We start from the raw sequence: 20,179 nt of genomic DNA on the forward strand, positions 1-20,179 counted from the left end.
AAAATAAAAATAACCCAATCCATTTAGTGCGCAGATGCGTAGTAAGGATCGACACAACATTAGAGAGCGCTAATATGGCGCATAGGCAAAGACAAAACGGCAATGGAATTGCGGTGAAAGCTTCCCAGGACTACAAGGATGACTGGAGCAGGCTGCTAACGCAGGTTGGCGCCCAGCGCGACCGCCAGGCGTTTGAGCGTGTTTTCCGACATTTTGCCCCGCTCATTAAGGGCTTCCACCACAGCCGCAGTACCCAGGCCCTCAACGCCGAAGCGGCCGATGAACTGGTGCAGGAAGTTATGCTCAAGGTATGGCACAAAGCCCCCCGCTTTGACCAGGGCAAGGCCTCGGCCAGCACTTGGATATTCACTATTATGCGCAATTGCCGTATTGACATGCTGCGCCGCAACCAGCGCCATCAAAATCGCGACAACGATGTTGATGTGGCCGATATTTGGGATGAGAACCTGGAAAGCCAGCCGCTGCTGTTCTTACAACACAAGCGCAACGAGCGCGATATTGCCGATGGCCTCAGCGCCCTACCCGCTGAGCAGTGCCACATTTTGGAAAAGGCTTATATGGAGGGAAAATCCCACAGCGAGATCTCCGAAGAATTACGCCTCCCCTTGGGCACGGTCAAATCCAGGGTGCGCCTGGCCATGAAGAAATTGCAAGCTCGGTTCGTCAGGTAAACGTCCAATGATTCGCCATCACCCGGATGAAAACCTTCTGTTGGAATACGCCTCAGGCAGCTTGGCCAGGGGCCCCAGCCTGGTTGTTGCAGCCCATGTGCAGATGTGTGCTGATTGCCGATCCCAGTTGCATACCCTGAACAATCTCGGTGGCTCCCTCCTAAATGGGAGCCCGGCGCAGCCATTGCAAGCCAACGCCTTCGAGCGCCTGATGGAACGCATCAGCCAGATCCCGGAGAAAATCCTCCAAAAAAGTGAAGAAAGCTCCACCCCGGCCCCGGTCAGTAGGGAACCGGCTATGGACCACTTACCCAAAGTGTTAAATAAATTATTGGCCAGCAATCCAAACAGGCGCTGGAAGACCCTGACTCGCAACCTGCAAATATGCCGGCTCAAGTCTGGACAGAGAGAGTATGAAGTGGCTTTTCACAGCCTGCGCAGCGGCAGCGGACTACCGAAACACGATCACCGCGGGCGGGAATTTGCCCTGGTACTGCACGGCAGCTTTTCCGATCACAACGGTATCTATGGACGGGGGGATTTTGTTCTGCGTGAACCGGGGCAGGTACACAGGCCCATCGCCACTCAGGACATGGACTGCCTGTGCTTTTCCGCAGTAGAAGCTCCGGTTTCACTCACTGGAGTCCGCGGTCTGTTTCTCAATCCGCTGATCCCCTTTCGGCCGGGTTAGACCCGATAGATTTTGCCTCCAGGCACACGGTAAGAAATATCGCTGGCGTCCCTGCCATACATCCATTCCTTACTTATTTCCGATGCACTCTTTCCGTTGCTTACCCAGGGGCTCAGGAAACCGCCACCGGCGCCTGCTCCTTGTTCCCCGCGGTAAACTGGGTGAATAACTGCTGCCAGCGCTCCTGTACCTGGGCAAATTTCTGCTCACGCACATGCCCGTAACCGCGCACTTGCATAGGAATTGCCAGCAATTCCTGGGCTTCGGCAAGATTGTCAGCGCTTAGCTGAGCCGCCACCGACTTCACCGCCTGTGCCACCTGGCGCGCCCAGTCCCGTTCGGCGCGGCGCTCTTCGGTGTAGCCAAACACATCCAGCACGGAACCACGCAACGCTTTACCACGCGCCAACAATGGCATTAAGCGGCCCATCCAAGGGCCAAACTGCATCTTACGCACCCGGCCACTGGCATCGGGGCGTGCCAGCAATGGCGGGGCCATATGGAATTTGAGGGAATAATTACCGCTAAAAGTCTCGCGCAACTGACGCTGGAAATCCTCGCCGCTGTACAGGCGCGCTACCTCGTACTCATCCTTATAGGCCATGGCTTTGAACAAGCTGTTGGCTGCAGTGCGGGTCAATTCCCCCGTCGTGCCGGCAAGAGCCAGCTCCGCTCGGTATAAATGCTCGATACCCTGTGTGAACTGGTGAGCGTAAGCGGCATTTTGATATTCAACCAGCTCGCGGCTCAAACGCGCGATCAGTTGCTCCACAGATTCCTGCGGCTCGATCATTTTTACGGGCTGCGCCGGTACCGCCAGCTTTTCTATCGCCCTCGGGTCCGTCGCCAACAAGCGCCCCGCACGGAATGCGCGCAGGTTATTTTCCACTGCCACACCATTCAGTTCGATGGCCCGCTCCAGTGCCGCCTCACCAATTGGCAGCAGTCCCATCTGACAGGCGAAGCCCATAATCATCAGGTTGCTGGCAACCGTATCGCCAAACAAAGCCTGTGCGTACTTATTCGCATCGAAGGCGAAATACTCGGCACAGAGGGACTCAATGCTCTGTTGGGTGGCATCCGCCGGGAAAGCTAATTCGTTGTCTCGTACGAAGGCCGCCACCGGCACCTCAGCCGTATTCACCAGCGCACGCATTTTGCCCGTGGCAAATTTCGGGCGCTGGCCCGCAGCGGTGACCATATCGCAACCGAGCAGCAGCTCAGCGGCGCCATCGCGGATACGCGCAGTAGTGATGGCTTCCGGGCGTGCACCCACTTTTACGTGGGCGACCACCGCACCATTTTTCTGTGATAGGCCGGTGAAATACAGCGTGGTACTGCCCTTGTCTTCCAGATGCGCGGCCATACCCAAAAGTGCCGCCACAGTGAGTACACCGCTGCCGCCGATGCCGGCCACCAAGATGCTAATAGGTTGTTCCAGGGCTGCCACCGGCGCTGGCGGCAAATCGACGATGGCAGAATCCAGGGACTCAGCCAGAGACTGAACCGGCGGTTTCTTCAGCTCACCACCCTCGATGGTGACAAAACTGGGACAGAAGCCATCGGCACAGCGCATATCTTTGTTACAGCTGGACTGATTGATCTGACGCTTGCGGCCATAGGGGGTTTCCAGGGGCTCCACGGCGATACAGCTCGACTGCACACTGCAATCACCACAACCCTCACACACGCGCTGGTTAATCAGTAGGCGCTTGGGCGGATCCACCATCAGTTTTTTCTTGCGGCGCCGGCGTTTTTCTGCGGCGCACACCTGCTCGTAAATAATGGCGGTGACACCCGGCATTTCACGCAGACGGCGCTGGACGGCATCCAGCTCTGAACGGTCTAACACTTCCACTTTCGCCGGCAACTGGCCGCGGTGCTGATGCCAGTGATCGGGGTTTTCACTGAGCAGAACCACCACCCCAACGCCTTCTGCCAGCAGCTGCGCGGCCAGACTTGGAGCGTTTACCTCGCCATCGGCAGGCTGGCCACCGGTCATGGCCACCGCATCGTTGAGAAGGATTTTGTAGGTGATATTGACCTTACTGGCGACTGCCTGGCGAATCGCCAATAAACCGGAGTGGTTATAGGTACCATCTCCCATATTTTGGAAAATATGCTCGGCATTCGAGAAGCGGTGCAACCCCACCCAATGGGCGCCTTCACCGCCCATATGGGAGTAAGTATCGGTGCGCAGCCCCTTGCCCAGCGCCATGATATGACAGCCAATGCCGGCACTGCCGAGGCTGCCCTCCGGCAGTTTGGTGGAAGTATTGTGGGGGCAGCCAGCGCAGAAAATTGGCTCCCGCGCCAACAGGCCTTGTGCTCGCTGAGGCACATTGCCTCCCAATTTTTCTGCCAGGGGGATCAAACGCTGTGCGAGGTCAGTATCTGCCAGCCAGCGGGTAATCGCCTTGGCCACCTGATCTGGTCCAAAACCCCAGATCGCCGGCAGCAGATCTTCACCATTGAGGTCCTTCTTACCGACCACTTTCGGGCGGCGGTTGTCCTCCCAGCCATACAGCAGGTTCTTCAACTGGTCTTCCACCAGCGGGCGTTTTTCCTCCACCACCAGCAGCCGTTCCATGCCGTCGGCAAACCCACTGATACCGCGAGGCTCCAGGGGCCATGACATCGCCACCTTATAAATGGCTATGCCCGCCTGGCGCAGATCTTCCTCGCTCAGGTTGAGCAGTTGTAACGCTTCCAGCAGGTCCCCATGGGCCTTGCCCACAGTCACGATTCCAAAGCGCTTGCGCTCGCTTTCATGCGTTGTTTTATCCAGGCGATTGACATAGGCAAAGGCCTGCGCCGCCGGCAAGCGCTCCTCCAGCATACGGCGCTCGTACTCCAGGCGCTCAGCGGGCCAATTCAGGTGCGGGTCATAATTCAAGCCATGGGCAGGAATGGGGAAGTCCGCCGGAATAGTGAACTGTGGCAAGCTTGGAACCACCAGAGAGGCACCGGCCTCTACCGTTTCGGTAATGGCCTTGAACCCTACCCACAGACCGGAAAAGCGCGACAGTGCAATACCAGCGAGACCGAGAGTGAGATACTCGTCGATACTGGCGGGAAACAGCAACGGCATCATTACCGATTCAAAAATCTGATCGGTGTTGTGGGAAAACATGGAGGACTCAGCGGTGTGGTCATCGCCACACAATGCCAGCACACCGCCGAGTTTGGCGGTGCCCTGGATATTCGCCTGGCGAAATACATCTGCGGTGCGATCCACCCCATGGCCCTTGCCATACCAAATGGAAAAGACCCCATCGCGGGTGGCCTGCTCTCGGTAGTGATCGACTAGCTGGGTACCCCAAATGTTGGTGGCCCCAAGGTCTTCGTTAATACCCGGTTCAAAGTGGATATCGTGCCCAGCGAGTAGCTTCTTATGACGCCAGAGCGCTTGGTCGTAACCGCCGAGAGGGGAGCCCCGATAGCCGGAAATAAAGCCCGCAGTATTCAGGCCAGCCAGCTCATCCATACGTTTCTGCATGAGCGGCAGGCGCACCAGCGCATCAATACCAGTCAGAAAGACTCGGCCAGAATCACGGGTAAATGCGGCTTTGAGAGAATACTCGGTATCAAAGCCCAGCTCCTGATCGCCTTCGACCATTGCCATGGGTACCACCTATTAATTCATTATTGCTTTTCTTTTGCCCGGTTTGATGACGATAGCCACGGTGCCACATTTCTCTCGGCACCTACTGAAACAGCTCAAAGCCAAACCGAAGCATCTGCTTACTAGCCGCTAAAATTAACACCGCCCGGCCGGGCAGGTCATACCAAAATAAGCCTGGCTAGGGCATAATACGGACACAACTCGCTAAAGATCACAAACTACCAGCAACAATTCACTCAAAAAGTCAGTTTTTTAGGGATTCATCGAATAGGCCCTACACGGGGGCGCCACTGTAAGAGACGCAGAATCTACCCCTACACGTAGCCACCTTCCTAGTTTGCAAGTCGGTTACAGGAAAGCTGAGTGAACGAGTAGGTGGTGGCTGGTCACTCAGCACAGATCTAGTGAGCGGATATTGATAACAAAGAATAAACGGTTTCACGGCGCAGTCATAAAACAGGATAATTGCCCAGAAAGGACTCAACCGGGATGTTTTGTCATACCGGCATGGCAGTGAAGCAGCCGGATAATCCGGTGTTCGTTCAGAGAGAAGAGATACGGAAAAAACCATGGCCTATTTACTGGATGCCATCGATAAAAAAATCCTGGAGATCCTCCAGGAGGATGCCACTATTCCCAATATTGAGCTGGCAGAAAAAGTCTGCCTTTCCCCCTCGCCATGCTCGCGGCGGGTCAAAAATCTCAATGAACAGGGATTTATCAAGCGCGCCGTGACCCTTTTGGAGCCCGAAAAAGTAGGCCTTCCAGTTAGTGTCTTTATTCAGGTAACCCTAAACCACCAAGTGAAAAAAGAGCTACAGGATTTTGAATCTGTTATCGGCCAATGGCCGGAGGTTATGGAATGTTACTTAATGACCGGTGACTTCGACTACCTGCTCCGCGTGGTTGTTCCCAACCTACAGGCCTACCAGGAATTTCTCGATAAAAAACTGACGGAGTTACCGGGTATTGATCATATTAAGAGTAGCTTTTCCCTAAAACAGGTACGTTACCGCACTGAATTACCGTTGGATCAGTTGTTGGAAAAATAAATTAGACAGAAATACCCTCCTGCCACTGTCCTGATAAATTTTTAAGGCAATCCTCCAGTTTAAAGCGCCTGAGTTATACCCGGGCGCTCTCGCGATGCAGATCGTTTATTAATCTTGCTCTTGTTAATGGGGCCGATCAGGCTAACTCATTGAGAGACAGACTCTCATAGATCATTGAATTATCAATATACTTGGTCTGGGAAAAGCTATCCGCAAAAAAGAATATGAATAACTGGTGTTTTAAGGGAAGTCATTGAAAGCAATAATCAGAAAGATCTTACTGGCCACGTCAATTGCAGGCGGCTCAATTGGAAGCATTATGGTTGCAGCAGATACCATGATTTCACGAGAATTAACATTCAATAAAGCAATTGGTAGCAGCCTAGTATTTGCCTTTTTTGTATACTCAGTATACGCGGGCATAAAATTTTTGAGATTCCCTTCAAACATTAAGCACCTTGAGCGGGTTTTTATTGCACAGATCCCCTGGATCACATCTCCTATTCTGAGTTTTAAACTTGCCACCGGAGTAGGCGCATCCTTTTTATTGATATATCCACCCTTCAGTGATACATATCGCCTGAGTATCGGTGCTGAATACTCACTCTCCCCATTAAGTGAACAAACTTGGGGGATTGGAGTAAACTTGGCCGCTATCAGCTTCTTGGCCCTTATCAGACTTTACAAAGAGTAAAACCTTAAGGCATAGAAGCGCAAACCCAAGCTATTAGCGCTCTCTAATTCAGAGAGTGAAAAGTTAGAAATAAATAATAAAGCTTATATACCAAAGATGAAGCACTCACTAGAAAAATCTAAAGAAACTGTCCTCTTTCTTCATGGTGCACTTGCCGATGAAAGAATGTGGGAACCACACCATCGTATACTCGCAAAAGAATACAGGGTTGCTTCTCTCACCCAAAGACATTTTGGTGTTGACAATAAAGGCTCGAGTGGAAGTTTTGGCATTGAAACTCATGCCAATGATTTAATTAGTTTCTCAGCCACGCTTGGCGATGGCCCCATTCACTTGATCGCCTGGTCTTATGGTGCTGATGTTGCCTTAAGTGCAGCAATAAAAGCCCCCAAATTGTTCAAAAGCTTATTTATCTATGAGCCTGGCTATCCAGGACATCTGGATACCAAGAAAATGGAGGCGTTTATGCAGGATGCCGAAGCCATGTTTGGCAAGGTATTCGAAGCGGTTGACAATGGTGAGCTTGAGGAGGCTGTGACGTTTCTAATTGATGGCTCCGGGAACAGAGCTGGCTACTTCTCTTCACAAGCACCAGCGCTTCGGGCCCAGCAACTGGAGAATGCTCACACCCTGCCCTTGCAACTCTCTCAAACTGAAAAGCCCTGCCTGGATAAAGAGCACCTGTCGACAATCCAAATCCCCACTACGATTGGATACGGCAGTAATACCAGAAATCTCTTTCAGATAGTATCCAAATCTGCTGCCAGTCACACTCCTTCATCTAAATTATTGCAAGCGGCTTCAGAAAATCACATGTTGCCAATAGAAAACCCAGAAAAGTTTTGCCTGTATATTAAAGAGCACCTTTCAAAGAATTAACATTCAATCATCAATAAAATAAAAAGGAGTGGTGAAACCACCACTCCTTTTGTTTCAATACAAGCCTAATCTTTCTTACATATCCGCGCCTCGGAATACCAATTACCTGCTTGGCAAGTTGCCCCTTGCTCACAATGTGCATCGGTTCTGCAATAGCACTGACCGTCAGCATTACATTGGGGCGTTAGGTAATTCTCAAGAGGGTCTTGGCCACTAACCCGCTGCCAGAATGGATTGGTAAAGACATTCTCAGGATCCAATTCCGCCTTGGCATCAAGGAACTGAGACCATTTCGGGAAGCGCGAGGGCATATCCTCAAAAATAGCCACCGAATTCTTACCCCAGTGCGGTCTGGCGCCATATTTGCGCAGCGACATCTGCTCAATTTCCAGGTTTACAAAGTAGTTTTTAGGCACCGCCTCACCGCGCTGGCGCAGAGTATACTCGATACCTACAAAAGCGGTGTCGCGCCCAGCACTCATTCCCAGATAGCTATCGGAGGCCTTACCAAAGCGGAAGTAAATACCGTTCAAGGGGAAGCAGGTGCGCTCACTATGGGCAATAATCTGGCGCACATCGGCAATCCAGTTGGGCAGTTCCTCAAAAGGTATGGCCACTTCCTGCAAGGCAATCGGCAACTTATCCCAGACACAATTGTTCGGCTCTTTACAGACAAAATGCTGCATCAGATCCGCGTGCCCCGTGGGCTTGATGAATTTCTTTAGACCGGTATTTACATCGCGGAAATAAGAACTGGAGCGGGCCGTATAGCGCAGAGATGCGGCAAAGCACTGCAGGGCAGCACTGTCGGCTTCATGCAAGCTATCAAAAATCAGGCCAAAGAGATACTCGGAAAAATCCGAAACATCAGCTTGAGCGTTATAAGCATTGCCCCGGGTGTCCAAAGGAACCTTATTATAAGTAGTAACCGTATAGCGGCCGAGACCTGGGAACCAGGCAATATTTGCGGAGTGGTTATCCCGAGCCAAGCCCAAAATGACATTCTCCAGATCGCTGTCATCCCGGTGTCCCTTCACTTTGGCTTGTACCTTGTAGCCGGGTTCGGCTTCAATAGTCACTTCAACCACAACCCCCAAAACACCAAGGTTAACCCGCGCAGCATTGAGTAGTTCACCAGTGATTACACGCAGATTCCCCTTGCCATCAACGAGCTTTATCTCGGTGACATAGTCAGAAATCATATTGCTTTTCTGAGTAAAGGTGGATCCATGAGTGCCGCTGCCGAGCATCCCGCCAATCGAGAAGATCGCCAGCTCAGTAACCATCGGTACACTGAGTTCATGCTCACGCAAATAGGCTGCTAGATCATTAAAACGCATACCAGCTTGAACAGTTACCAAGCGGTTTTCTTTATCCAGGCTAACCACCTGGCTCATATTTTCCAGAGTGATTTGCACTTCGCCGTTGCCCGCACAAGCCGCGTCTATCTGGCTGTTAAAGCGCCGGGTACCGGTCATGACCTTGCGCCCCTGAGCCGCAGCATCGCGCACTATCGACTGTACCTCAGCGATTGTTGAAGGGTCATGAATAACACCGGGAAAACAATCCTGGGTGTCCTGATAGTTTTTCAAAACCTCAGGTACATCAATGGGGGGAGGTAACTGCTCCGCCGAAGCCCCCGCAGCAAAAAACAAACCTGCCGCACACAAGAAATTGGTAGCCCGGCGCAACAAATGACTTCGCCCGGAGAGAAGTGGATGGTACATGCCTTTGCTTCCTTGTTGTTGCATTACTAAATTGTTGTATTTCAATTAATGAAAAAATTAACCAAATCTAGGTAATAGCTCCCGATCGATTATTTCCTGAACATTGCGACTGTGATCAGGCGCTTTACTGCGCAGGAAATCCCCGTATCCAGAACGGTAAGCCATAGCTGGACGGCGACCTATAGAGGGTACCCACAGGGCATGGTTGGTGGTAGCAAATTCCAAAGACTCACTGGCGAGGATACAGAGTGGCCCCCGGCTGAGTGCGGCAGCATCAAATATCCAGAACTCTTTACCGTTGGATTGCGCACTACTCGGATTTTTCCGAACAACCGCAGCAATTAGATAACCATCATTCTGCGCGGTGGATCCAGGCCGCGCCATAAACTGCGGAGTCCGCATCACACAGTCATCGGGGAACTGATAAGCATCGGCAATTTGCATGCGGGTGCAATCCATATGCACCAAAGCAGATGGCTTACTTTGCTCGGGCATATCCCAATAACTATAAAAACGTTCTGGGTAATTGCGGTATGCCCAGGAAACGCGCATAGAAACCAAATCTGGGCGGTAGCCCACCGCAGCCCAATACAGATGCTCAAATGTCTCTGGAAACTGAAAGTGCCCTCGATAAGCTGGGTCATTCATATCCCAAAGGAGGTTTTCGTCGCGGATAACCCGGTAATCGTCTTTGATTTCCCGTGCAAAGTCAGACGTTACTTGAATTCTAGCCCGCACCAGACCTCCAACATCCACAGGCGCCGCCGGATAGCCGGACAACCACTTGGGCACTAGCCCACCCTCTTGGAATATTTCATAGCGGAACAGCTGTTCAGACTTGTCCATGGCTCCCATATACTGGCCATAGAGAGTGATTTCACCGGCACTGTCGTCATAGTTGCAAACAATATCGGAGGTATCAAAGCCCAGCTCCAGGTAGTCAGCAATAATATCCTCACGCCCAGGTACCATATCCGACTTGCGTATCACCCAACAGCGAGTTTTGTGCTCCTGCGGAAGCACAATATGGGTACCGAGAATACGAGTGGATTCGACCCTCGCCGCGGTCTCAAAAATAATGACATGGTTACGAGTAACCCCCAGGGAGTGGGAACTGGCCGCGATATATGCGTTATTTCCCTGGCGATCACGAATATTCCAGCTTTTGAAAGCCTCCCGCTGATCCCAGGAAATCAAGCGAATAAAGCCCGAGCGACCGGAGTCACCCATATTGCCACCATAATTGATGGTAATGCACTCACCGGACGTCAAATCAAAGAAGGGGTGACCAGTAGTGCGAATTTGTGGGAATAACCACTTCTTTGGCGTTAGGTTATCCAATAGAGGAGGAAGACTGGATTCCCACTCTCCCACCTCACCAATAGGGGTTATCATTTCCAGAGTGGTAGCATCGAACTCATAGGGCACCCCACCCTCATAGCTCATCGCAAAGCGATTTTCCCCCATATAATTGGGGGCCGTATTGCAATAATTCATAAAGCCAAGATTTGGGCTGGAATAGATAGTTCCCCCCAGCAAATTAAACTTATCGAAACCACTCAAATCTTGCTCCTGCATAATTGCAGAGGCGGTTCTGATCATTTTTCGCGTATAAGCCACACTGCCATTACTGGCTCTACCACTGAAATCCAATCGGGTAAGCGCACCTTTTCCATTTGGAGTCAAATGGTTAGGAGCGAGAGGAATCCCCTCGGCCATCAACAAATGGCCGGTAACATCATCAGGCAAGTTACCTTGAACCACCTTAAGGAAACCGGAAGAATCCTGCAGGCTGCCATGCATAATTGACTTTGGGAAGGTGGAATCCTCTAGGCGATTACTTGCCTGAGCTGTAGAACTGGTCATACCAGCCAGTGGCAGTGCCGATAGAGCACCTGCGGCTTTCAGAAGATCGCGACGTTTCATTATTTTCCTTGTAATAAAAACGGCCGACTGCTTTAACTGACCTTATGTTTATAAATTTAGTGCAATGTATTCATATTTGATTTTTAACACCCTTTTCACCAAGCGAAATATATTTATTATTTCCCAGCTTGGCGAGCACACCAAAGGTGAAAATATTTAAACCCGAGCGGCAGTTAATTATATTGAATCGAAAAAATCAAGAACGAGATGATGACACTGTTAACCAGTTTTTCCGTAAAGCATAAGCGCCCTGCAGAACTAAACAGTCAGGCAAAATAATATCAATAAAACATCTACTAAATCATATTTCCAAGCATTAACTCAGACGGAAATGAGAATCTTTTTCAGTACATATTGTAATTCCGAACGTCTTGGCTAGAAAATCCCAAAGAGCCAAACTCTATTTTTATTACAACCACGATAACCCCCTAAATATTTACCACTAAAAAATCGTGCAACTTAATGACGCCACAACGATTCATTCAGCCTTAAAGGCTAAAACAGGGAGTTTTTCACCACCAAATAAATATTTACATTAATCGGCATAGGATATATTTCCCGTCCACGCTCAATGTTACAGAAGTATTATTTGGAGAAAGCTTGTTGAGGCACCCTTACAAAGCCCTAAATTTAAAGGATGAGAGCGAATTAATATAAACCTTCCCACCTTAATACACACCGATTCCTCAGCCTATATAGGGCCCGATACAATCAATAAAAACTGCAAGGAAAATAGACATACAGAAGGTACCGAACCTTACAGAAAAATAAGGACTATAATTCCAGCTTCAGCCTCTCCCCATTAGAGTTATCTGAAAATCCTTCCCGACGATAAAAATCTGCTGTCCTGCTCCACTTGTCTTTCTCTGGTGTACTCACCTCCAAACGTGGCCACCCCTGCTCTCTTGCAAACTGAACCACTCGGTCCAGCATTTTTTTACCAATCGACTGACTTCGGTATTCAGGTTCTACGTAAAATTCTTCAATTACGCCATAATACCCTCCAGCATAAATAGCTGCAGACCTGGAAACTGTTATAACAGCAACAATCTCACCCTCAACTCTATAAAGAAAAGCATTATAAGCACTCTCCCTTACCAGCAGCTTGTTACTTGTCTCAATGAGTTGATCAGGTTTGATTTCACGCTTATACCCCACCAAAGCCATTAATAGTTTGGCAACTAGATGCGCTACTATATCGGCATGCTTTGGCGTGGCAGTTATTATTTCACCCTGCATACTTCTACTCCCAAATTTTTCCGTACTAAAGGGGCTAGTTGGGCTCCCTGGCCCATATAAATGTGATCACATTTTTAGGCTATCAGCCTGTAGGAGTTATAGCAAGACCAATCGAATGCTTACCCTTAAACCTACCACCAATGAAAGGGAGTATTTTTTCAGACGGATGTAAAGACAGCAATCAAAGCTTAACAGGAACTATATTTACAGTAAGCAGTAGAAAATGAGTGTAGTACTGCCCCTGCTACTTTTGGAATGTGGTAAAAATAAACAAATAATTGCAGCCAGGATTGAAAAGATCAGGGATCCCTTACCCGTGGTTATTTTGAAGTTAAAACATAGGCTCAAATTAATAGATTCCATAAATGTTATTACAAGTTATCACATTGTGATTCTAATTTATTAGATGATAATTTACACTAAACAATTGGTCGCAGGGAGTTAAACGGTACTAACTTTGCTGTTTTTAACGAAATCAAGCATCTAAGTATTTTGAGGCAATCTTACGTACCACTTATATCGACCTGTGCCAACTTATCAATTGTTAATTATAGAAGGAACTAAGGGTGATTTTGCATTGGGATCAAATTGTACATCACTATGGGCATGGAGAGATTACGAGACCCAAACGTGGGACTAGGCAAGTAGAATGGAGTGCCGTTGAATTCTGGTCTGAATACAAGAAAATGTATCTAAAGGCGGAAAATCCGACTTATAGCTTTTTATTTTCTCCTTCCAGCATTGAAGAAGTATTTACATCAACAAGTGGAAACGGTTCTCACGCTGAAGAAAAACTCATGAAATCTTTAACATGGAAGGTTTGGATTCCTTCAGCAATTGACAACTCTATTTCAGGACTCAGCCAGAAATTCAACGTAATCCTTGGTGTAAGCCGAACTCCCTGCTCAAACTGCACCGACCTATTAGTGAGTCAAATTCAGAATATTCAACGACGCTACCCATTAAGATATGAAAATGCTCGCTTTATACTGGCCTCTTTAGGTGCATATAAGCCAGGCGAGACAAATTCTGATAATATGCGCACATCAATTAAAGATCTCACTAGGCTAGATAGATCTGGATGGGAACTGTGTGTTCTACAAACTAAGAATACTTTGACTAGAAATGGAAAAATTTTACAATGTGCACTTGAAAATATTGGTCGAAAAGGAATTCTTCGCCTGGAAAACTGATGCTCAAATAAATTATTATTCTTCCTGTCTAAATATTTAGTTTTTCTTCACATTCTAGTGCGCTTGGCCTCCGATAATAAGTACAATTTACAAGGGAGGATTCAGCTGGTAGAGCCGGCATCTTTCCCGACCAAGAAAAAGACACTCATGAGCTACTACTAACTGAGCGAAAACGAACGATACCAGACCTACAATCTGAACACTCTCAGAAAACAATTGCGGAATTTTTGGAAAGGCATCTCTCGACGAACAGTCGGGAGCTACAACACAATACTGGCTTGCGAGGAGATCACTCTGGGCAAGCCTATAGGACATAGAAAGTGACCGATGGCATGTTACAACAATATGGGTCTGCAAGTTGATGTGCTTGCAGCACATGAGAATTGTAGTTATTACTTGCAACAAAGGTTAATTATTCTGGCGGAAGAGAAAAAATTTGAAGTAGTACTAGGCAGGGTCAAGTGTATTGGAGAACAATAAGCCTACTCTATCAGAAAACGAAAAGCTGGAAACCACTATAAGGATACAAAAAAGCTCCCACTTGAGGAGCTTTCACAACCATCAATACTTATCAGTCCCAGCGATTAAATACCACATGCATTCCGTGGTTGTCATCACTAACAAATACGAAATAACCTGCATTGGTATGCCTGGAAGCACATATTTTTGTACCGCCAGAGGTCTCAGAACACTCCATTTTATTGGCTTCAATACCTATCGTTTCATAGGCACATTGATTAGATTGCCCCGCCAGATTTTGCACCAGATCACGTGTAGTTCTAGCCAACACAAATCGATAATCACCAAAGTAACGGTAATTATAGGCATCCAGGTAATACGCCTGGGAATCCACACCAGACTTTAGAAGGTCTGAGTAACACTTCGCAGGATTGGCCATCCAAAGCATGTCCATGTCATTAGAGGTGTGAACTGCAGGCCAGTTTTGCTGGTCATGCTTGGAAAGGACTACATTGGTGGAATCAACGTAGTCTTTTACAACAACATAGTCACCTTCATCACTTTCTATACGGCAAACTGGCGCACCACCGATAAAATCATCACACTGTACATCATCTAATGTGATTTGAGTGGTGGAAGTGATACAGCTAGAGGCAAAGTTTTTTGCCCAGTTTTTCACCGCGGTAACGGCATACTCGCGCTTATCTTCAATTTCATAGTAGAAATCTGAAAAAATGCGATACACCTCACGGTCATTTGTATTGCTTTGAGTCGCAGCATCGGAGCATTGGCTAAAATTCGGCAAATCAAACGTTGTGTTGGCCTGTGCAGGAATAGCAGCAGCAACAGCCATAGCTACTACAGATAAGGATGCAATGGTTTTCATTCGAAATCCTCCATGAACTTACTCTCTCAAAATCGTCGCGGATTCTAGCAAAGGGAAGCCATCGAATGAAACATTTTTGTAATATGGTGACAGAGCAGCCATTGCTAACTAAAGTTGATCCCTCTGAAGTCAGTAGCTACTTGGTGCAGGCACATAACAATAAACTTACGGATGCCTTCCGGACTAAGCTGTATAGCTTATGCAGCAACACTTCGATTGATCAGTTCGACCAACTGCTCCAGCTGTTTTTTTGCCTGGGAATACTCACCATTATTATCCCTCAGTGGAAAACCACAATTAATCCTCAAGCAGTCTTTATAGTAATTCAAGGTACTAAAGCATACTCCGGTTCGGATATCCAAGAGTTTCCTCTTTAAAAGAATCGCGAATTCATCCTCATTTAACCCGGGAACTTGAAGCCATAAAACCAATCCTCCTGTTGGCATGCTAATCCGCACCTTTGGGATGAGATGGTCGGTCAGGAAATTACGATACTGATCAACTTGCTCCCGCAACAGGGGTCTCAATGTCGCCAGGTGCTTAGCATATTGCCCACTACTGATAAAATCAGCCAAGCTCAATTGGAGTGGTGAATTTACCCCCAAGCTCTCGAGTTGACGTTGCTGCCTGTAATCATTTAAATATCGTCCAGGCAAACACCAACCCAGTCGATAACCAGCACTCAGTGTTTTTGATATAGATCCACACCATAATAAGTATCCCCCGGTATCCCAATGGTATGCAGGGAGTGGAGGGGCTCCCCGGTGATCTAACTCATGGTAGACGTCGTCCTCGATAATCGGGATTCGGTATTTATTCGCTAACCCAGCCAGCTGCTGTTTCTGTTCGACACTGAGACTAATACCGGTTGGGTTCATATGGCTAGAGGTAAAAAGCCCAGCCCGAACACCGCCTTTTTGCATCTGTAACTCCATCTGTCGCAAATCTAAACCATCCATTGTGGATGGTATCTCTACGACAGTCCGCCCCATTCCCCCGAGGAGCTGAAGTAAACCGCTATAGCAAGGAGAGCTGACCGCTACTGCATCCCCAGGTTTTGTCGTTACTTCCAGTGCTGTACGTACAGCATCAAGACAGCCATTGGTTATCACCAGATCAGAAGCTTGGAAATGGAAACCCGAAGCGCCAAAGTGCTCACTGAGAGAACGACGCAAAGGCAATTCTCCTTGCACATTAGGATAAAGACACACCCGGCTCCCCTGACTACGTGAAGCGCGACTTAAGCTTCGCTCTAACTTAGAAACAGGCTGCAACTCTACAGATAGCTGAGTTATTCCCAGTGGGCCTGGCTCCTCCGAATGAAAGAAATGATCCGCAATCGGTCTCGTAGTCTGGCAAGAAAAAGCGGGCATCTCAGGAAGCCCAGAAACATCCAAAGGTTTTCTTACATAAAAACCTGACTGCGGTAAAGCCTGAATCCATCCCGTCTCCTCCAGATGACGATAACAATTCAATGCGGTAGTCAGGCTAACCTCATTCACCCTAGCAAGCTGACGTAGAGAAGGAAGCTTTTGTCCTGGCTGCACCTTTCCCTGGCGAATATCTTCCACTAAATGATCAGCCATTTTCTTGTACCGCATCATACTCCCCAAACTCAATTAACCTTCCAGCCCCTTATTGGGCAGAAAGTAACAAACTGTATACTTTTTTTAATTGAAATCTGTATCTGTCCCTAACCTCAGAATGCACAGAAACTATCCCGATATCAATGGGATAGTAGTTATGAGATACAAAGATTTGAGCCTTGGAATTTTCGTGATGGCTATTTGGGGTGTCAACTTTATTGCCATTAAAGGGAGTACGACAAATCTCAATCCACTACTAGTTACCGCGCTGCGTTTCACTCTTGCAGCAATACCGGCCATTTTCTTTATTCCCAAGCCGCCCGTTGCCTGGCGCTATATCCTCAGCTATAGCTTGGTCTTTGGCACAGGTATCTGGGGACTTGCTACTTGCTCGCTTACTGCTGGGCTCTCTCCAGGTATGGCATCACTGCTGCTCCAGCTCAATGCAGCAATTAGCGTATTACTTGGCTGGCTGATCCTTAAAGAGACGGTCAGTACACAAAAAATATTGGGAGCCAGCCTGGCAATCTTAGGATTATGGATTGCTTTCCTTATTGAAGATGGCAGTGTCAGCCCCCTCGGTGTGGTGCTAGTGATTCTGGCAGCAACTTGCTGGGGTATCAGTGGGCTGATTGTCAAAGCGGCCAATACCAAGGAGGTTTTCGCTTTTATTGTCTGGAGCCTTCTGTTTGCTCCCATCCCTTTACTGGTTCTTGCGTTGGCTCTGGAAGGTAAAGAGGTTTTAAACAACCTTATTGAAATTGATAAGCTTACCCTAGCCTCAATTCTATTTCAGGCTTGGCCCACCACCTTACTAGGCTATTGGATTTGGAATCGTTTGGTTGTCACTTACCCTTTATCTACTATCGCTCCTCTTACCTTACTGGTACCAATTTTTGGTCTCCTAGCTAGCTGGCTTGTTTATCAAGAGCCTCTGGGGATAGTGAAAATCTGTTCAAGCTTATTGATCATTTCTGGGCTCATTGCGGGAGTCATAAAGTGGGATAAAGTGAGATTGAGCAAAAAGAAGCAAGCAAATGTGCCCATAAATATTCAATAAGGTTTTAGAGTAAGTGCGGATTGGGCCTCCCAACCCGCCCTCACCTCCGCCACCTAGGGCAAACAAGAAGGCGTAGTAAAGAAGTATTTTACCTCGTAATCACTACAATTCTCTGTTGCACAGAAGAAACGATAATTAGAACCGAGATTCCCCACTAATATACTCTCTCCTGTAAACCTGTAATCCAGTTTGGAATCAGCCAAGCGGCCAACAACATTTACGACATCTTTTACTTCACAGGTATTGGAGATATTACCTGCCGCTTTGTGTTCATTAAAACTTTCGTAGTCAATGCCACCAGAGGAGGGGTTGTCATTATTGAGCCATTCCGTTGCGTAATAGCCAGCATTGATCAAAGAACTGGAAAGCTTGTGCACACCCAAAGCAATAACTTCATCCCCTTGGCGCCCATGGAAAGCAAATATCTTCTGGGTAGAGGTAGAAGAATAGCTCTTACAGGAATCCTGCTGCATGCCACCTGAAACTCTCTCCCCTGTACTGGAAGTCAGATTTAAATAATAAATACTACCGGAACTGTACTTTTCATCATCCCAGCAGATTTTAACATCATCGAGATATTCACCACTGGCGGAGTCAAAACTAAGGATAGAGCCCATTGAGCTACCATCTCCGTCACCATACTCAATGCAAAGTTCATGATCACTCGCATTTGCATGGCTGACAGCCTGCTGGAATTCATAACAAGCCTTTAACCCATCAATACGACTTCCAGAGCGAATTTGTACCGATTTCAAATTCATAGTGCCGCTACCAAGCAGTTTACGCTTGATTAAATCGATGGAATAAAATGCAGCACCACCAGTGCCACCAATCGCATCCTTTTTGAGGTAACCATAATCAGAGTAAGCATCCTGGCTGGCAAGCCAAAAATCCTCAAATACCTTATAATAACTTACCCAAACCGAAGTTGTTATGCCCTTATTATTTCTTTCAGCATAGAGTTCAGTACTTTCAAGGGCATTATAAGGCATACCGTATTGATAGCCCTCTGCAGCACAAGCGCTATAGCCATCAGCCCAGGCACCGGTGGACTCGCTGATGTGCCAATTTCTATTAGCATCTACACACGCAAATACACGGATCGTAGAGCAATCATAATCTCTAATCTCCCTATCATTAGTTAGCCAACTACAACTGTGCTCGGTACCCGGTGGGTCATCTCGCCAAGACCAAAGGTAATCTTCAATTTGTGGAGCCTTGGATGCTCCAATGGTTGTTGCATTGGCTTCAACTAAAGCCAACTCTATCAGCTGGTAACCTGCCTGTGCTTTTTCTTGGACGGTATCACCATAAATTTTGATATCGTTCTTACTGTACTCCGTAGTCGCATCCAGTGCGACGCTGAAATTTCCATTTTTATAGTGGGTGGTAGCGCTGCTATTACCATCAGAATCCGCTGTCAACTGACGAGAATTTTGAGCCAAAGGTTCATTAGAGGCTAGATTACCAGCAGCATCCATTTCATCCACGCCAATCCAGACATTCCTTAAATACTTGCTTGTTTTGGATTCATCGTGATAATCGCAAAGATTATTATCCCCTGTGTGCGGATACTCTCTAGGTACCTGAGTAAAAAGAATAATGTTTCGCCCTGCATCCAGCACATCTTGCTTGCTTAAAGTTTGCACTAACAATGAAGCGCAATCCCCTTCCGCGTAGCCCCAGTCAGTTGGCTTGAAAACATAGTCCCCCAGGCGACTCTCAATCTTTTCACCAATTTTGTTCCTAAAATTCTGATGATAATCTGAATCATAAGCCTCGAATTTTATAAATAGCACTTCATCCTGATTATCCTCGAGAAAATCCGTGATCTCATCAAAGCCATCCCCGAGAGTTGCCGCTGTGCCTGCCATGTATATGCACATAGTGGCCTCTTCAGGTCCCATATGACACATGTGTGGAGTAGAGCTAAACGTGGATGAAGGTTAGGTATCGTACTCCACTAGGCGGATACCACGATGGAACAGCTTCTCAGGGGCATACCATTGATTAACATCGGTATATACTCCCTGATCCCACGGGAAAGAAGCATAGGCATTATGTGCCCCTGCCCACAGCGTTTTTGACAACGGTGCCCTAGTATCAATTTGTCCCTGCAAATCCAACCGATGCACCTTTGCATCGCCTGAATCAATTTCTCCAGCAGCCATCATCCATACTGAGATTCCCAGTAAAAAAATAGATAACGAGTTAATTATTCTTAGCGTTATTTATCCCTGACAGATGTTTGATAGTGAAAACACAAATACAGAGTGTCTCTCCAGTTTTTCGGGGATTGACTAGCGCTGGCGTTTCAATAGGAAAATTACCCTAAAAGACCGCAGTAAAAGTGTATCCTTAATGTTACTTAACCATTCCATAATGCGTACACATTTTTGGACAGGAGATTGAGAGGTAATTTGAAAATTATCACTCTGGATCTTTCTTATTTTTAACTATTACTTCATAC

Annotated in this window: 15 protein-coding genes; 7 read left to right on the plus strand and 8 right to left on the minus strand. The window is 47.7% G+C overall.

The features are described from left to right. Positions 1–74: 74 nt before the first annotated feature. Complete coding sequence (locus tag ACJJIB_RS14770) at positions 75–692, plus strand: sigma-70 family RNA polymerase sigma factor (RefSeq protein WP_252082293.1); 618 nt, start codon at positions 75–77, stop codon at positions 690–692. A 7-nt stretch (positions 693–699) separates the two neighbouring features. Then, positions 700–1,383, plus strand: coding sequence for a ChrR family anti-sigma-E factor (locus ACJJIB_RS14775; protein WP_444886653.1), 684 nt, complete (start codon positions 700–702; stop codon positions 1,381–1,383). A gap of 112 nt (positions 1,384–1,495) precedes the next feature. Here ACJJIB_RS14775 and ACJJIB_RS14780 read toward each other — a convergent pair whose 3' ends face one another. Beyond that, on the minus strand, positions 1,496–5,008 hold the full coding sequence (locus ACJJIB_RS14780; protein WP_444886654.1) for an indolepyruvate ferredoxin oxidoreductase family protein: 3,513 nt from the start codon (positions 5,006–5,008) through the stop codon (positions 1,496–1,498). Positions 5,009–5,577: 569 nt separating this feature from the next. On the opposite strand from ACJJIB_RS14780, the gene ACJJIB_RS14785 reads away from it, so the two are divergent. From ACJJIB_RS14785 to ACJJIB_RS14795, 3 genes are all read left to right on the plus strand, one after another. Further along, a complete protein-coding gene (locus ACJJIB_RS14785) occupies positions 5,578–6,060 on the plus strand; it encodes an Lrp/AsnC family transcriptional regulator (RefSeq protein ID WP_152456185.1) in 483 nt (160 codons plus the stop codon). Positions 6,061–6,313: 253 nt separating this feature from the next. Next, a complete protein-coding gene (locus tag ACJJIB_RS14790) occupies positions 6,314–6,754 on the plus strand; it encodes a hypothetical protein (protein ID WP_444886655.1) in 441 nt (146 codons plus the stop codon). A gap of 96 nt (positions 6,755–6,850) precedes the next feature. After that, on the plus strand, positions 6,851–7,633 hold the full coding sequence (locus tag ACJJIB_RS14795; protein WP_444886656.1) for an alpha/beta fold hydrolase: 783 nt from the start codon (positions 6,851–6,853) through the stop codon (positions 7,631–7,633). Between the two features lie 65 nt (positions 7,634–7,698). Here ACJJIB_RS14795 and ACJJIB_RS14800 read toward each other — a convergent pair whose 3' ends face one another. The 3 genes from ACJJIB_RS14800 to ACJJIB_RS14810 all read right to left on the minus strand — a co-directional run bounded on the left by ACJJIB_RS14800 (position 7,699) and on the right by ACJJIB_RS14810 (position 12,525). Then, on the minus strand, positions 7,699–9,360 hold the full coding sequence (locus ACJJIB_RS14800; protein WP_444886657.1) for a D-arabinono-1,4-lactone oxidase: 1,662 nt from the start codon (positions 9,358–9,360) through the stop codon (positions 7,699–7,701). Positions 9,361–9,417: 57 nt separating this feature from the next. Beyond that, a complete protein-coding gene (locus ACJJIB_RS14805; RefSeq protein ID WP_444886658.1) occupies positions 9,418–11,286 on the minus strand; it encodes a carotenoid oxygenase family protein in 1,869 nt (622 codons plus the stop codon). Between the two features lie 774 nt (positions 11,287–12,060). Next, positions 12,061–12,525 (minus strand): GNAT family N-acetyltransferase, encoded by a 465-nt coding sequence (locus ACJJIB_RS14810; RefSeq protein ID WP_444886659.1) that lies wholly within the window; start codon positions 12,523–12,525, stop codon positions 12,061–12,063. 566 nt (positions 12,526–13,091) lie between these two features. Between ACJJIB_RS14810 and ACJJIB_RS14815 the strand changes: the two genes are divergently transcribed. After that, positions 13,092–13,718 carry a hypothetical protein gene (locus ACJJIB_RS14815; protein WP_444886660.1) on the plus strand — a complete coding sequence of 209 codons (627 nt, stop codon included), beginning with the start codon at positions 13,092–13,094 and terminating at the stop codon, positions 13,716–13,718. A 571-nt stretch (positions 13,719–14,289) separates the two neighbouring features. Here ACJJIB_RS14815 and ACJJIB_RS14820 read toward each other — a convergent pair. Further along, entirely contained in the window at positions 14,290–15,063 is a 774-nt protein-coding gene (locus ACJJIB_RS14820; RefSeq protein WP_444886661.1) for a hypothetical protein, read from the minus strand. Between the two features lie 197 nt (positions 15,064–15,260). Then, positions 15,261–16,649, minus strand: a complete 1,389-nt coding sequence (locus ACJJIB_RS14825) for an aminotransferase-like domain-containing protein (protein ID WP_444886662.1) — start codon at positions 16,647–16,649, stop codon at positions 15,261–15,263. A gap of 88 nt (positions 16,650–16,737) precedes the next feature. Here ACJJIB_RS14825 and ACJJIB_RS14830 point away from each other — a divergent pair, with 88 nt between their 5' ends. Further along, positions 16,738–17,709, plus strand: a complete 972-nt coding sequence (locus ACJJIB_RS14830) for an EamA family transporter (protein WP_444886663.1) — start codon at positions 16,738–16,740, stop codon at positions 17,707–17,709. 53 nt (positions 17,710–17,762) lie between these two features. On the opposite strand, the gene ACJJIB_RS14835 is transcribed toward ACJJIB_RS14830, so the two are convergent. Together ACJJIB_RS14835 and ACJJIB_RS14840 are read right to left on the minus strand one after the other, a co-directional pair. Then, positions 17,763–19,583 carry a jacalin-like lectin gene (locus tag ACJJIB_RS14835; protein WP_444886664.1) on the minus strand — a complete coding sequence of 607 codons (1,821 nt, stop codon included), beginning with the start codon at positions 19,581–19,583 and terminating at the stop codon, positions 17,763–17,765. A 72-nt stretch (positions 19,584–19,655) separates the two neighbouring features. Beyond that, positions 19,656–19,883, minus strand: a complete 228-nt coding sequence (locus tag ACJJIB_RS14840; protein ID WP_444886665.1) for a hypothetical protein — start codon at positions 19,881–19,883, stop codon at positions 19,656–19,658. Positions 19,884–20,179: the final 296 nt, after the last annotated feature.

The organism is Microbulbifer mixtoriginis (SeqCode), assembly GCF_052467705.1.

Bases quoted from the DNA above. Each gene is read 5' to 3' on its own strand.
- ACJJIB_RS14825 (WP_444886662.1), bottom strand. From the start codon at position 16,649: ATGGCTGATCATTTAGTGGAAGATATTCGCCAGGGAAAGGTGCAGCCA.
- ACJJIB_RS14820 (WP_444886661.1), bottom strand. From the start codon at position 15,063: ATGAAAACCATTGCATCCTTATCTGTAGTAGCTATGGCTGTTGCTGCT.
- ACJJIB_RS14835 (WP_444886664.1), bottom strand. From the start codon at position 19,583: ATGGCAGGCACAGCGGCAACTCTCGGGGATGGCTTTGATGAGATCACG.
- ACJJIB_RS14800 (WP_444886657.1), bottom strand. From the start codon at position 9,360: ATGTACCATCCACTTCTCTCCGGGCGAAGTCATTTGTTGCGCCGGGCT.
- ACJJIB_RS14840 (WP_444886665.1), bottom strand. From the start codon at position 19,883: ATGATGGCTGCTGGAGAAATTGATTCAGGCGATGCAAAGGTGCATCGG.
- ACJJIB_RS14780 (WP_444886654.1), bottom strand. From the start codon at position 5,008: ATGGCAATGGTCGAAGGCGATCAGGAGCTGGGCTTTGATACCGAGTAT.
- ACJJIB_RS14795 (WP_444886656.1), top strand. From the start codon at position 6,851: ATGAAGCACTCACTAGAAAAATCTAAAGAAACTGTCCTCTTTCTTCAT.
- ACJJIB_RS14810 (WP_444886659.1), bottom strand. From the start codon at position 12,525: ATGCAGGGTGAAATAATAACTGCCACGCCAAAGCATGCCGATATAGTA.
- ACJJIB_RS14775 (WP_444886653.1), top strand. From the start codon at position 700: ATGATTCGCCATCACCCGGATGAAAACCTTCTGTTGGAATACGCCTCA.
- ACJJIB_RS14770 (WP_252082293.1), top strand. From the start codon at position 75: ATGGCGCATAGGCAAAGACAAAACGGCAATGGAATTGCGGTGAAAGCT.
- ACJJIB_RS14805 (WP_444886658.1), bottom strand. From the start codon at position 11,286: ATGAAACGTCGCGATCTTCTGAAAGCCGCAGGTGCTCTATCGGCACTG.
- ACJJIB_RS14785 (WP_152456185.1), top strand. From the start codon at position 5,578: ATGGCCTATTTACTGGATGCCATCGATAAAAAAATCCTGGAGATCCTC.